Origin of the sequence: Streptomyces sp. NPDC090032, from assembly GCF_044748025.1 — a bacterium.
In the GTDB taxonomy this organism is placed as follows: Bacteria; Actinomycetota; Actinomycetes; order Streptomycetales; family Streptomycetaceae; genus Streptomyces.
In genome coordinates, this window is the sequence record NZ_JBIVFF010000007.1 from 524134 (window position 1) to 537651 (window position 13518).

At 70.7% G+C, this 13518-nt stretch carries 13 protein-coding genes; 11 read left to right on the forward strand and 2 right to left on the reverse strand.

Features of this window, described 5'->3' with window-relative positions:
* Positions 1-9: 9 nt before the first annotated feature.
* The 4 genes from ACIPWY_RS20625 (at position 10) to ACIPWY_RS20640 (ending at position 4007) form a co-directional block, all read left to right on the forward strand.
* Entirely contained in the window at positions 10-1161 is a 1152-nt protein-coding gene (locus tag ACIPWY_RS20625; RefSeq protein WP_401534249.1) for a UDP-N-acetylglucosamine--N-acetylmuramyl-(pentapeptide) pyrophosphoryl-undecaprenol N-acetylglucosamine transferase, read from the forward strand.
* The gene (locus ACIPWY_RS20630; protein ID WP_362903244.1) at positions 1158-2165 is read left to right on the forward strand and encodes a GDP-mannose 4,6-dehydratase; all 1008 of its coding nucleotides are present in this window, start codon (positions 1158-1160) and stop codon (positions 2163-2165) included. Before ACIPWY_RS20625 ends, ACIPWY_RS20630 begins: the two co-directional genes overlap by 4 nt.
* A 186-nt stretch (positions 2166-2351) precedes the next feature.
* Complete coding sequence (locus ACIPWY_RS20635; RefSeq protein ID WP_401534251.1) at positions 2352-3308, forward strand: class I SAM-dependent methyltransferase; 957 nt, start codon at positions 2352-2354, stop codon at positions 3306-3308.
* A 129-nt stretch (positions 3309-3437) separates the two neighbouring features.
* Positions 3438-4007 carry a dihydrofolate reductase family protein gene (locus ACIPWY_RS20640; RefSeq protein ID WP_401534253.1) on the forward strand — a complete coding sequence of 190 codons (570 nt, stop codon included), beginning with the start codon at positions 3438-3440 and terminating at the stop codon, positions 4005-4007.
* A gap of 68 nt (positions 4008-4075) precedes the next feature.
* Here the strand turns inward: ACIPWY_RS20640 and ACIPWY_RS20645 are convergent, their stop codons facing one another.
* Positions 4076-4420: a VOC family protein gene (locus ACIPWY_RS20645; RefSeq protein WP_362903250.1), complete on the reverse strand. Its 345-nt coding sequence runs from the start codon at positions 4418-4420 to the stop codon at positions 4076-4078.
* Between the two features lie 108 nt (positions 4421-4528).
* Positions 4529-5341 carry a hypothetical protein gene (locus tag ACIPWY_RS20650; RefSeq protein WP_401534255.1) on the reverse strand — a complete coding sequence of 271 codons (813 nt, stop codon included), beginning with the start codon at positions 5339-5341 and terminating at the stop codon, positions 4529-4531.
* Between the two features lie 111 nt (positions 5342-5452).
* Between ACIPWY_RS20650 and ACIPWY_RS20655 the strand changes: the two genes are divergently transcribed.
* The 7 genes from ACIPWY_RS20655 to ACIPWY_RS20685 all read left to right on the forward strand — a co-directional run bounded on the left by ACIPWY_RS20655 (position 5453) and on the right by ACIPWY_RS20685 (position 13515).
* Positions 5453-6076, forward strand: a complete 624-nt coding sequence (locus tag ACIPWY_RS20655; protein ID WP_401534258.1) for a TetR/AcrR family transcriptional regulator — start codon at positions 5453-5455, stop codon at positions 6074-6076.
* A 128-nt stretch (positions 6077-6204) separates the two neighbouring features.
* Positions 6205-6678, forward strand: coding sequence for a carboxymuconolactone decarboxylase family protein (locus tag ACIPWY_RS20660; protein WP_389548701.1), 474 nt, complete (start codon positions 6205-6207; stop codon positions 6676-6678).
* A gap of 92 nt (positions 6679-6770) precedes the next feature.
* Positions 6771-7319 carry a YciI family protein gene (locus ACIPWY_RS20665; RefSeq protein WP_362903258.1) on the forward strand — a complete coding sequence of 183 codons (549 nt, stop codon included), beginning with the start codon at positions 6771-6773 and terminating at the stop codon, positions 7317-7319.
* A gap of 107 nt (positions 7320-7426) precedes the next feature.
* On the forward strand, positions 7427-8308 hold the full coding sequence (locus tag ACIPWY_RS20670; RefSeq protein ID WP_401534261.1) for a hypothetical protein: 882 nt from the start codon (positions 7427-7429) through the stop codon (positions 8306-8308).
* 82 nt (positions 8309-8390) lie between these two features.
* Positions 8391-9089, forward strand: a complete 699-nt coding sequence (locus ACIPWY_RS20675) for an HAD family hydrolase (protein ID WP_401534263.1) — start codon at positions 8391-8393, stop codon at positions 9087-9089.
* A 142-nt stretch (positions 9090-9231) separates the two neighbouring features.
* The gene (locus ACIPWY_RS20680) at positions 9232-9540 is read left to right on the forward strand and encodes a trypco2 family protein (protein WP_383884505.1); all 309 of its coding nucleotides are present in this window, start codon (positions 9232-9234) and stop codon (positions 9538-9540) included.
* 15 nt (positions 9541-9555) lie between these two features.
* Positions 9556-13515, forward strand: a complete 3960-nt coding sequence (locus ACIPWY_RS20685) for a trypsin-like peptidase domain-containing protein (RefSeq protein ID WP_401534267.1) — start codon at positions 9556-9558, stop codon at positions 13513-13515.
* Positions 13516-13518: the final 3 nt, after the last annotated feature.

The window sequence follows — 13518 nt, forward strand, 5'->3', positions numbered from 1 at the left end:
GTGGCCGCCATGCGCACACCACTCTCCGTCGTGATCGGTGCGGGCGGCACCGGCGGCCATATCTACCCAGGGCTCGCGCTCGCCGAAGCACTGCGCCGGGCCGCCCCGGACGCGGTGATCTCCTTCGTCGGCACCGAGCGGGGCCTGGAGACCAAGCTGATCCCGGGCGCCGGATTCCGGCTGCACACCGTCGACATGATCCCCTTCGACCCCGCCCTCGGCGCCAAACGCTACCTGCTGCCCGCGGCGTTGCTCAGGTCCGGCGCCCAATGCCGCGCCATTCTGCGCGCCCAAGGTGCCCAGGTCGCGGTCGGCATGGGCGGCTATCCGAGCGCCCCCGTCATCGTCGGCGCGCGCATGGCCGGGCTGCCGAGCGTGATCCACGAGTCCAACGCGGTCCCGGGCCGCGCCAACCAGTTCGCCGCGCGCCTCACCCCGCACATCGCGGTCGCCTTCGACCGCAGCCGCGCGCACCTGTCCGGCGGCAGGAACGCCGACACCGTCGGCATGCCGATCGCCGCGCAGCTCGCCACCCTCGACAGGACCGCCCTGCGCGCCGAGGCGCGGCGCGCCTTCGGGATACCCGACGGCGCACGGGTCGTGCTGTTCAACGGCGGCAGCCTGGGCGCGGCGCGGCTCACCGAGGCGGCCCTAGGACTCGCCGCGCGCTGGCGGCACCGCCCCGACGTCCATCTGCTGATCAAGACAGGGCCCGCCGCGCTCGACGAGACCCGCCGGCGGCTCGGGGACTCGCCGGTCGCGCGAGCCGTCCCGTACCTCGACCGGATGGACCTGGCGTACGCCGTCGCCGACCTGGTCGTCTGCCGGGCCGGATCGGCGACCGTCGCCGAACTCGCCACCACCGGCGTGCCCGCCGTCCTCGTGCCGTACCCGCACGCCCCCGGCGACCACCAGACGCACAACGCCCGCGTGCTGTTCGACGCGGGCGCCGCCCACCTCGTACCGGACGGCGAGACGACCGCGGAGCGGCTCGCGGTCCTCGTCGAGCCGCTGCTCGCCGACCCGTCCCGGCTCACGGCGATGAGCCGTGCCGCCGACCCCGGAAACCACGCGCACGCGGCCGACCTGCTCGCCGCGAAGGTCATCAGCCTTGCCGCAGCGCCCAACTCGCCTGTCCACGAAATGGAGTTCACCTCATGACCACCACCCACAACCCCTGGGCCGACCGCACCGTCCTCGTCACCGGCGCCGAGGGGTTCATCGGCTCGACACTCGTCGACATGCTCGTGGAGCGAGGCGCGAAGGTCCGTGCGATGGTGCACTACAAGCCGTACGCGGAGAAGGGTTACCTGGCGCGCTACCTGAGCGACCCGCACAGCCCCGTCGAGATGATCGCCGGCGACGTGCGTGACGCGGGCCGCGTGATGGACGCCGTGGCCGGCTGCGACACCGTCTTCCACCTGGCCGCGCTCATCGGCATCCCGTACAGCTACGACTCGCCCGGCGCCTATGTCCAGACGAACGTCGTCGGCACCGAGAACATCGCCGAGGCTTGCCGCCGCCACTCCGTGCGCCGCCTGCTCCACACCTCCACCAGCGAGGTCTACGGGACCGCGCTCACCGCCCCCATCAGCGAGACCCACCCGCTCCAGCCGCAGTCCCCGTACTCCGCCTCCAAGATCGGCGCGGACATGATGGCGCTGTCGCACTGGCACGCCTTCGAACTGCCGGTGACGGTGGTGCGGCCGTTCAACACCTACGGTCCGCGGCAGTCCGCGCGCGCCGTGATACCGACGATCCTGTCCCAACTGCACGCGGGGGCAACGGAGATCAGGCTCGGGTCGCTCACCCCGACCCGCGACTTCACGTACGTCACGGACACCGCGGCCGGCTTCCTGGCCCTCGCGGACTGCGACCGGGCGCTCGGCGAGTCCGTCAATCTCGGCACCGGACGGGAGATCTCCATCGGGGACCTGGCGACCGCGCTGATCGCCGCGTCGGGCCGGGATGCGAAGGTCGTCGTGGACCCGGCGCGGCTGCGGCCGTCCGGTAGCGAGGTGGAGCGGCTGCTCTCCGACAACGCGCGGGCGAGGGAGTGGGCGGGGTGGCAGCCCGAGGTGTCCCTGGAGGACGGCCTGAAGCGGACGTCGCAGTGGGTGGCCGAGAACATCGCGCTGTTCGCGACGGACCGGTACCAGGTCTGAGCCTGGGGTGTCGTCAGGCGGCTGGGGGAGGCCGGGTCGTCGGTTGACCGGCCAGGTGCGGCGCGCAAGGCCGTGATTCCTTGCGCAGGAGGCCGTCCTTGCGCAGGAGGCCGTCGGGTGAGGGATCTCCTTGCGTCATAGGCAAGGTCTTATGCGTCGAACGAAATGGTGCGTACGGTCGATGTCATGACGCACCGCACACCCGCACCGCACGGTTCTCCCGCACACTCCCAGCCGCACGGGCATGGGCCCCATGGCACAGGCCACAGCGCCGGCGGCGCCCACGGCAACGGCACCCACAGCCACGGCACCGCTTCCCATGAGCAGGACGGCCTCGCGGAGCTGCTCGACCTCGATGCCGAACTGTTCGCGCCGTATCTCGCTTCCGCGATGCGTTCCATCGTGGAAGCGGCCGGGGACGTCGAGCGGATCGTGGACCTAGGTGCCGGGAGCGGCACGGGGACGTTCGCCTTGCTGAAGCAGTTTCCCTCCGCTCAGGTGACGGCCGTGGACAGCTCCGCTCACATGCTGGAACAGCTGACCCGGAGCGCTGCCGCCAAGAACCTGGCCTCGCGGGTCCGGCCGCTGGAAGCGGACGCCGGTACGAGCCTGCCGGGCGTCACCGACGTGGACCTCGTGTGGGCCTCGGCCTCCATGCACCACATGGACGACCCCACCGCGACCCTCGGCATCATCTTCAAGGCGCTGCGTCCGGGCGGGGTCCTGGCCATCGCCGAACTGGACGGGATGCCGCGATTCCTCGCCGACGACGCGGTACCGGAGCGCCCAGGGCTGGAAGGCCGCTGCCGCGACGCACTCACGACGCTGCACGCCGAAGGGGTGCCCCACTTGGGTGCCGACTGGGGCGCACTGCTGGCGTCGACCGGCTTCACCCTTGAGGACGAGCGCACAGAGAATCTCGAACTGCGCCCGGCGCCGGGCGGCAGCGCCGGGTTCTACGCGCACGGGACGCTCAGCCGCATCCGCGGCGCCCTGGACGGCCGCATCGAACCGGCCGACCTCGAAGCGCTCGACACCCTCTTGGACGCCGGCCCGGCGGACGTACGCCATCGCGACGACCTGGTGGTGCGCTCGACGCGCCAGCTCTGGATCGCACGCCGCCCCACGGACAGCGGCTCGTAGCGACCCGCAGGAGCGAGCGACATGGTTGGCTGAACAGGTCAAGACAGGCGATGCCGCTCCGACGTCTCCACTGGAGGCCATGGCCGAGGGGAGCGGACGTGGCACGGAAGGTGCGAGACGTTCGGAGGTATGGCCATGCAGACACTCACCGTCGATGTGTTCGTCTCGGTTGACGGGTATGCCGGCAGCGCGACATCGCCCGCCTACTTCGGCTACTACGGACCCATGCTCGAGGAGTGGATCCACGAGGAGATGGCCGGGCGGCAGCTGGTGCTCATGGGGCGGCGCACCTACGAGGCCCTCGCGGATCTCCCCGGGGAGGCAGGTGGCGCCGGCGCGGACCCGATGCCCGGTGTGGACAAGGTCGTCTTCTCGTCGACGCTGAAGACGGTCGCCTGGCAGGACACGCGCGTGTGCCAGGACGACCTGATCGCCGAGGTCACCCGGCTCAAGAGCGAAGGCCATGTGCCTCTGCGGACCATGGGCAGTCTGTCCGTGGTCCGGCAACTCCTCGGCGCGGGCCTCGTGGACCGGCTGAGGCTGATGACCTTTCCGCTGCTCCTGGGGGAGTCGGGCCGCGAGCCGTTGTTCGACGGTGTGGGGTCGGCCGACCTGGAGCTGGTGAGCCACCATGACCTGGACAGCAGGGTGCTGATGATGGAGTACCGACCCACGGGACGCGCCATTCCACGGGCCTGACGGCCAGCCCGCCGGACCGGGAGAGGTCGTCAGAGTCGTCAGAAGTCGTCAGAAGTTGTCGGGGGTCGTCAGAGGTTGTGGGCCGTTTCGTGGCGCGGCTGGTAGAGGCCCAGCTCGCCGCCGCCCGGCAGCCGGATCCCGGTCTTGAGGCCCCACCCGGCGTTCGTGACCGGGGTGCATTCGACCCCCTTGGCCGACAGTTCAGCGACTGTCGCATTGACGTCATCGCACATCAGGTACAACTCGTGTGACGGTGCGTCGGCGGGGTGGACCGCCACCTCGGCAGGAGGCAGCTTGAAGATGAGCCAGCCGTCGCCGGCATCGACGTGCGGATGCCCGAGAACATCCCTGAAGAAGGCGCGATCCGCCTCCGCGTCCTGGCTGTAGATGATGACGTGAGCGCCGTTGATCATGCGTGCAGGGTACTTACTCCGGGTGGCAGCGTCTGGATATGACGTCGTGTCTGCGGCGCGGCCGGGAGTGGGACCTACCGTGGCCAGGCGCCCGGCTCTGGCGACTGATTACGCGGCGCTCCGGGTCCGGCGACCGATGGGCCCCGCCAGTGAGGCCATCGTCGTGCGCGGTGGCTGCCGCAGGTCGCGGTCCGGGCGCAGTACGGTGCGGAACACGGTCCAGGCGAGTGCCCCGAGGGTGAACCCGTAGCAGGCGACGAGCCCGTGGCCGTTCTCCTGGGTGGACCACATGGCCGTCCCGAGCACCGGCACGGCGAGGGCGAGGAGCCGGTGCTTGCGGACGGCACTGCGGCGCGCGCTCGCCTCGGCCGAGTCCGGGGTCTCGGAGTTCGCGCCGGGGGAACCCTTGCCTGGTGCCTCGCCCGCAGCGCCGTGCAGCAGCAGCGCCGCGGCCAGCGTCGCGCCCAGGAAATACGTCGCGCCCGAACTGCCCGCGAAGTTGCGCGGATCGGTGCTGTGAGAGGTCTGGGCCCACAGCGCGTCGATCCGCTCAGGCAACAGAATGCCCGCGGCGAACAGGGCGAGCGTCAGCGGCGCCCCCCAGAACCATTCGGCGAAGGCCGCGACGGCAGCGAGGGTCGCGATGTTCCAGGCCGCCCCGCCGAAGCCCCCGTTCTGCATGAAGACCGAGGTGACCACGCGCCACCAGCCGGACTTCGCCGGGTCCGCGTCGAGCGCCCCCATAGCACCCGACCAGCAGAGCTGGAGGACGACTCCGGCGAGCGCGATCCCGGTCAGGCCCACGGCCGCCCAAGGGATCCGCCGCCCACCCAACGTGGTCCGACCGACCAGTGCCAGACCACCGTTGAAGATCAGCGCCATCAGTGCCGCCGTGGTCACGCTGAACAGCAGGCTGCCCATCGTCACCACCCCCCTTCGCTCCCCTGTCGATTCGCTGATCGTGACAGTAGCTCGACGGTGGCCATTTTCAAACACTGTTTGAAAACTGATCAGGCCCGTTACACTGCGGTCGTGAAGCTGACTTCAGACCGGATCGTCGACGCGGGGATGGCGGTGTTCGCCGAGACCGGCTACCACGGCTTTTCCCTGCGGCAGGTCGCGGACCGGCTCCACGTACACGCCGGCAGCCTCTACTACCACGTGCCGAACAAGGCCGCGCTGCTCCAGCTGATGGCCGACCGAGTGGCCCGGCAGGCGTACGACGCCGGCACCGCGGCCCTGGCCCAACTCGCGGGGCATGAACGCTGGCAGGCGCGGGTCACGGCGCAGGCCGTCGCCGTACGGCAGAGCATCCAGCGGCATCCCGGCGGGGCGATCCTGCTCGCGGACAGCCCCAAGACGCTCAGCCCCGGCGCGCTCTCGCTGATGGAGCGGCTGCTCGACACCCTCGCCGAGGCCGGCGTCCCGCCTGAGCACTGCGGCACCGCTGCGGACACCGTGCTCAGCCATGTCACCGGCTATGCACTCCAGGAGCAGAGCGAGCCACCCGCGGTGCCCGTCACCGCCGAGGACGTCGCCGATCTGCAGCGGCGCTACCCCCGGACGGTTGCCGCCGCGTCCGCCCAGCACCCTGACGAGAAGTTCACCCGCAGCCTCGACCTGCTCTGCGCCGGCATCGCGACGCTCATCCCGTAGCCCTCCACGTCGGTGGCCGCTCCCGCGGCGCAGGGCAGGGAGACGCAGGTCACATGCGGCCATGTCACAGGGCGCGGAGCCATTCCGTCATAGGGGCGTAGGCATCGACAACGACGGAGGAGTTCACGATGAACGCCCGTTTGGACATGTTCGGCAACGCGACCGCCATGAAGTTCTGGAAGCACATCATCGCGGCGAACCAGGTGCTCGCCGAGTCGTCGGTGCCGCACGCGACGCTGGAGCTGGTGAAGATCCGCGCCAGCCAGATCAACGGGTGCGGTGGCTGCCTCGACATGCACACCAAGGACGCCGCAGCGGCCGGTGAGACCTCGACGCGCCTGAACCTGGTCGCGGCGTGGAGGGAGGCCACGGTCTACACCGAGGCCGAGCGCGCGGCGCTGGAGCTGACCGAGCAGGGCACCCGCATCGCGGACGCGGCCGGTGGTGTCTCGGACGAGGTCTGGGCGAATGCCGCCAAGCACTACGACGAGGACCAACTCGCCGCTCTGGTGGGTCAGATCGCCCTCATCAACACGTTCAACCGTGGGAACGTCATCATCCAGATGCCGGCCGGCGACTACCAGCCCGGGCAGTTCGGATAGCCCGGACAGGACGGACGGCAGGGTGTGCCTGGCCCGGTGGTGCCTTCGGACCACCGCCGGCCGGCGCCCAGCCGGTGGTGGAGAGTGTGCGCATGGAATTCTTCTGCTATCACCGCGATCGCCTCGGCTCCCTGGCGCTGCGCCAGGAGCTGTTGGAGGACCACTGGTCCTACATGGACCAGTACGGCAAAGAGATGATCGCTCGCGGCCCGACCTTCAGCAGCGACGGTGAAGAGCCGACGGGCAGTGTGCACATAGTGGACCTGCCGGATACCGCGGCAGCGCGCGCGTTCGCCTTCGACGAACCCGGCTACCAGGCTGGTGTGTACCGGGACGTGATGCTGCGGCGCTGGCGCAATCTGCTGGGGCGCACCATGTGGGACTACCCCGGTGGCCCGACCGAAGGCGACCGGTACCTCGTGCTCGGCCTCGGCGCGGGGCGGCCTGCCGACCTCGATGTGCCCGCCGACCAGGAGGACTTGATCGCGTACGGCCCTCTGCTGTCCGACGACGGCGCCGCCTGGCTGGGCACGGCGGCGCTGGTCCGGGCGCCGGACCCGGACGCGGCATGCGCCGTTCTGACCGTGGGCCTCTACGCAGAAGTGGAGGTCCACAACTGGCAGTTCGGCGGCAGGCGGTGATGATGATGCACTGAGGGTGGCTACGGAATATCGCCTTCCGTGCAACGATCCTGGCTCGGCGTGCGTCAGTTGTCCGAGAGTTCATTTCCATGCTTGAAGGACGTCACATGCAACGCGAGTCTGTCTTCGGGATCGTCGGGGCCGTGCTGTTGGCCACAGCCGGCATCACCGCCTGTCAGGGCGACGCCGCGGCCGCGCCGGGCGGTGCGGCCCGGGTCGTCAAGGACACCGACGACGAGGCGGTCGTCGAACTGTCCGACGGACGCCGGGTCTCCCTGCGCTACCAGGCCGGTACGGGCCTGCTCGAACGGCACCGGAGCGCCGACGGCAAGGCCTGGTCCAGGTCGAAGACGGTCTACGCCACCAAGACCGACCCCTGCCGGGGCATCGACCTGAAGGTACTTCGCGCCACCGTCACCGTGCGCGCCGGCTTCGGACCGTACTGCCGGGACGGCGAGCCGCCGACGGAGAGCGTCGCCGCCGTCGGCACCGGTGGACTCGGGAAGTGGGACACCCACCTCGCCAAGGACTGGGACGGCTGGGACCGGGTCGACATCGCCCGCGACGGGAAGTCGGCGACGTTCTCGTCCAAGTCGTCGGCCTCCACGACGATGCTCGGCTGGCGCGCGGGCAAGGGCTTCGGCGAGGTCGTGACCACGTACAAGAAGCTCGGTGAGCGGTTCCTCGGCACCTGGCGGGCCGAGGACGGCAGCCACGAGGTGACCTTCCGGCAGAGCGGGCTCAACGTGCCCGCCTCGGCCACGGTCGAGACGCTCGAGGGCCCCACCTGCCGGGTCCGCATGGACGTGATCAACATCTGGGAAGACAGGGTGCAGCCCAGGGGAGCCACGGTTCTGGAGGGCGAGAAAACCACGTACTGCCCGCCCGAGGAGTTCAATTCCGAGTACGTGGTGCAGACTCCCGACGGCCCGATGGAGCTCAGGAACCTCGGTGACACCACGCCGCTGGTGACGTACCGGAAGCCGTGACGCGGCTGCCGACGGCGTCGTCCACTCCCTGGCCGGCTCCCGGGCTTGCGCACCGCCGCTGGGGGAGGCGAGGATCGCCGGCATGATCAAAGGCGTGATGTTCGACTTCTCCGGGACCCTCTTCCACATCGAGTCGGTTCCACAGTGGCTGGAAGCCGTCGTCTCGGAGGCCGGACTCGACATGTCAGAGGACGAACTCGCAGCCTGTGCAGGTCGGTTGACGGAGGCGGGGGCCTTGCCCGGAGGGCCTCTGCCGCGCGCGCTGCCGGCACACCTCGACACGCTGTGGCGGGAGCGCGACCTGAGCGCCGAGCGACACCGTGCCGCGTACACCGCTCTCGCCCGGGAGGCGTCGCTCCCGTCGGTGGAGCTGGCCGACGCGCTGTACGACCGACACCGCACTCCCGCGGCATGGCGCCCCTACCCCGACACAGAGGCCACGCTCCGCGCCCTGCATGAGCGAGGCGTTCCGGTCGCTGTGGTGAGCAACATCGGCTGGGACCTGCGCCCCGTCTTCCGCGACCACGGTGTCCACGGCCTCGTCGACACCTACGCCCTGTCCTTCGAACACGGGGTGCAGAAGCCGGATCCGGAGCTCTTCCAAGTGGCCTGCGACAAGCTCGGTCTGCCGCCCGGCGAGGTCCTCATGGTCGGCGACGACCGCGTCGCGGACGTCGGGGCCGCCGCGCTCGGCTGCCAGGTCCATCTGGTCGACCACAAGCCCGTCGAGTGCCGCCCCAACGCGCTGCGTGCTGTTCTTGAGGTCGTACGGGAAAGGTGAGTTGTGGTGCCCGCGCCCTCTACGAAGAGGCGTTCCGCGGATCGTGGTCTTCGTTTCGTGCGGGATGACGGATCGCAGCGGTGAGAGTGACTCAGGATCACTAGAATGGGTCCCATGCTGAAGTCGTGACGAGGGGCGGGGCGTGGCGAGCAGAGGGCACGACGAGGACTGGTTGGACCTGGCTGACGCCATCGAGGTGTTGCGAACCCAGCTGTCGGAGGCGCAACGCCGGGGCCAGGGATCAGAGTTGCGGTTCGTGCTGGGCGAGATCACCGCGGAGTTCGAGATCGAGCTGGTGCGCAGGCGAGACGGCGGCGGGGCGCTGCGGTTCGGCGTAGTGGAGGCCAACGGCCGGCAGGAGCGTTCGACGCGGTCCGCCCAGCGCGTGACCCTGCGGCTGAACCCGGAGCGCCGCGATGGCGAAGACGTCGCCGTGGGCGACATCGATTGACACGGTGATGGGCTGATGGAGGAGGAGCAGGTCGTTCTTGTCCGCAGCGCGGGCATCGGCAGCGGCTATCTCATCGCGCCGCGGCTCGTCCTGACCGCCGCGCACCTGCTCCCGCCGCCGGACAGGCAGGCAAGGATCACTGTGGCGCTGGGCGAGTCTGCGGCGCCGTTCCCGGTGGTAGTGCGGTGGCGACGGCATGACGAGGCAGTGGACGCCGCCCTGTTGGAGATCCCGGCCGAAGACCAGGAATGGCAGACGCCTGCCACGCTGCGCGGCACCTTCAGCCGACTCCCGCAACGCTGGGGCTGGTGCGTGACGGGCGGTTCCGAAATGCGGGTCACTGCCACGGGATTCCCCCGCCAGCAGCGAAGCGAGGACGGCAGCCGCAACCGCGAGACACTCGTCGGCCGGGTCAGGCCGCACCGTGGCAGGATCTCCGAAATCATCGACGACGCAGGCCTGTTGGGATACTCCACCGCACGGCTCGACCACGAGACCGCCGCGAAACTCACCCCATGGTCCGGGATGTCGGGCGCGGCCCTCTTCCGGGAACGCGGGAAGCTGCTGCTCGGCGTCGTACGTGACGACCGTCGGCCGCGCCAGGGCACGCGGCTGACGTACACCCGCAGCGAGGACCTGCTGGCCTGCGACGACTTCCGCGCGGTGGTCCGCGAGGCGACCTCCGTCGATCCGCGGCTCGAACCGGCCGAGCTGGCAGACATGTTGCAGTCCGCACTGTCCAAACGTGAGGTGGCGTCCCCCACCATGCTGTTGCGGGCCGACGCCGAGGCGGTGTCGTTCCACGGCCGGGAGGACACTCTCGCGGACCTGGAGCAGTGGTGCCTGGCGGATTCGGAGGGCGCCCCCGCCGTCCGTGTCCTCACCGGCCCGGGTGGGCAGGGCAAGACCCGGCTGGCGCGGCAGGTGATGGAACGGCTGCGCGGCCGCGGCTGGGTGGCCGGACTGGTCCGCCACAGTCCGCGCGGCCTGGAGGCACTGCGCATCGTGCAGCATCCGCTGCTCCTCGTCGTCGACTACGCGGAGACCCGGCCCGAGTTGGTCAGGGAGCTGCGGGAGCAGATCGAGGAGGCCAGGCATCCGGTGCGCCTGCTGCTGCTCGCCCAATCGCTCGGTTCCTGGCAGACCAGGGCGACGGGCGCCCTCCCCGAGACTCGGCTGCACTCGCTCAGCACCCGTGCCGCGGACCGGGAGCAAGCGTTCCTGGCGGCGGCCCGTGACCTCTCCGGCCGCCTGGCGGAGGTGACAGGGGGGACGGACACCGACCGGCAGCGGCTGTCCGACGCCCTCCCGGCCGCGACCCGCGAGGCGGGTCCACGGGTCGAGACGGCGCTGACGGTTCAGATGGAGGCCCTGGCCGCGCTGTTGCGCCGCGTTCGGACTCCTCAGCGGGTCGGGGGCACGTTGGAGTCCGAGATCCTGTGGCACGAGCAGACGTACTGGCAGGATTCCGCGGCCGGACGGGGCATGGGGCGGGGGGCGCAGTACCTGCTCGAGCAGGCCGTGGCGGCGGCCGTGCTCTGCCCCGCGCAGGACGAGCGGGAAGCCCGCGCGACCATCGCCCGGCTGCTGCCCGACGAACCGCAGTCGCTGACCGCGGACATCGCCGCCTGGCTGCGCGACCTGTATCCGCCGCCCGAGGGCCGCCACTGGGGCGGGCTCGAGCCGGACCGGCTGGCGGAGTACCAGGCGTCCGAGCAGGTCATCGACGAGGCGGGGCTGCTCGGCAGGCTGTTCGCCGGAGCCCCGGACCATCAGCGGGTGCAGACCCTCACCGTACTGGCCCGGTCCGCCGTGGCCCATGCCAACGAGGGCCGCACGCGCGAGGCCGGCATCGTCATCGACCGGCTCCGCGAGGTGGTGAGCCCGGCCCTCACCGGCGAGCCGTTGACTGTCGCAGTGCTGCGCGCGCACTCCGACGCACTGCCGGAGCAGACCCATGTCCTGTGCGAGTACGCCCTCGATGTGGCCCGCGAACTGGATCGCTTGAGCCGCGCGTCGGGCGACAGCCCGCAGGCGCTGCGCGGCCGCGCGTGGGCGCTGCACAACCTGGCCGAGCGGCACCTCGCGGTCGGCGACTGGGAGGAAGCCCGGGTGGCGGCCGGTGACGCTGTCGCGATCCGCGGAACGCTGGCGGACGACGGGGCGACGACGCACCGCACGGAGTGGGCCGACTCGCTGCTGGTGCTCTCGCTGGCCCGGCGCATGACCAGGCACCTGATGGAGGCGCACGACGCCGGTGACCAGGCGCTGGGCCTCTTCCGCACACTGGCGGCACAGGGCGGCGAGGACTGGGAGAAGCGCGAGCGCGGACTGGTGAGGGCACTCATCAACCAGTCGCAGGTGGTGTGGCGGCTCGACCCGAGCGCGATTCCCTTCGACCAGATCGCCAGGTCCGACGACCACACGGACGAGGCCGTCCGGCGCGCGCGCGACCTGGTGGCCCGGCACCCTGATCTGGATCCGCTCCTGCTCACCAAGGCGCTGACGGCGCGAGGCGCGAACCTGTGGCGCTTCGAGCGGCATTCGGAGGCGTTGTCGCTGAGCGAGGAGGCCGTGGAGACCGCGCGCCGGTTGGCGAAGGAGAACCCCGACGCGTACTCCGCCGACCTGGCGAACGCGCTGATGGGCCTGGCGGTCGACTACAGCAACGCCACGCGCCCGCCCGGCGAGGCCATGAAGCTGGTACGGGAAGCGATCGGACTGATGCGCCCGCTGTCCGGGGATCTTCCAGGCGTTCACCGCTCCACACTGGCGCAGATGCTGCACAACCTCGCCTGGGAGCAGCTCGACGCGGGGGACTTCGCGGCGGCGCGGGATTCCATCGCAGAGGCCGTCGAGCATCGCCGGGCCCTGGCGCGTCAGCCGTACGGGACTCCGGAGCCCGCTCTGGCGCAGTCGCTGAGCGCGCTCGCCACCATCCATGCGAGCGCGGGCGACCACCGGGCGGCGGTGGAGGGTTTCAAGGAGGCACTGGCGACCTATGAGCGGTCCGAACTTCCGCTCAGCGCAAGCGACTTGAAGAGTAGGTCCGGGACAGGTCTCAATCTCGCCCACTCCTACGACGTCCTGGGCCGCTCGGCGGACGCGCTCGCCGCCCTGAACGAGGCCCTCGCCGTCCGCCGCCGCCTGAGGGAGTACGCCCCCAGCCTCTACACCGAGGGGTATGCGACCGCCCTCCACGACCTCTCCGACCTGTACCGCAAGTACAACCGGCCGGTCGCGGAGCGCATCCTGCTGCGCCAGGCGCAGCCCCTCTACCGCCGGCTGTCCCGCGTCACCGAGGAGGGGCGCGAAGGGCTGGCATGGTGTCTGCACGACCTCGGCACGAGTTACGCCACGTCCTGGGCGACGGCCGACCGGGCGGTTTCCTCGCTGCGGGAGGCGTACGAGCTGCGCGTACACCTGTCGGCCGGGGACGCCAGGCACGAGCCGGATTTGGCCGCCACGTGCGCGCAGCTGGCCCGCGCACTGCTGATGACGAGTTCCTTCCGCGACTCCGTTCGTATCGCGGAGCACGAGGTGCGCCTGAGGCGCCAGTTGATCGCCGGTGGCCGGGCCGGCCAGGAGAGGCCCCTTTGCTTCGCTCTCCTGCGACTGGCCGAGGGGCAGGCCTCGACGGGGGACGAGGCCACGGCCTGGCGCACCGCACTACAGGCGGAGGAGGCCTGCCGGGCGCTCCTCGATCGTCCCGGCGAACCGCCGGCCCAGCGTGCGGAACTCCTGCGCCGACTGGCCAGAGTGCTGAGCCTGTGCGGCCGGCGGGACTGGGGCCGGGCCGCCCGTGCGGAACAACCGGCGCGGCGGGCCGTCCGCATCTACCGCGGCCTGGTGGACCAGGACCCGAACACATACCAGGCCGAGCTGACCGGGGCCCTCAAAACGCTTGTCAGGGTGCTGGACCGCCTTGGCCGCCATGCCGAGGCCATCGACGTACAGCTGCGAAGAGGAGCATGACGC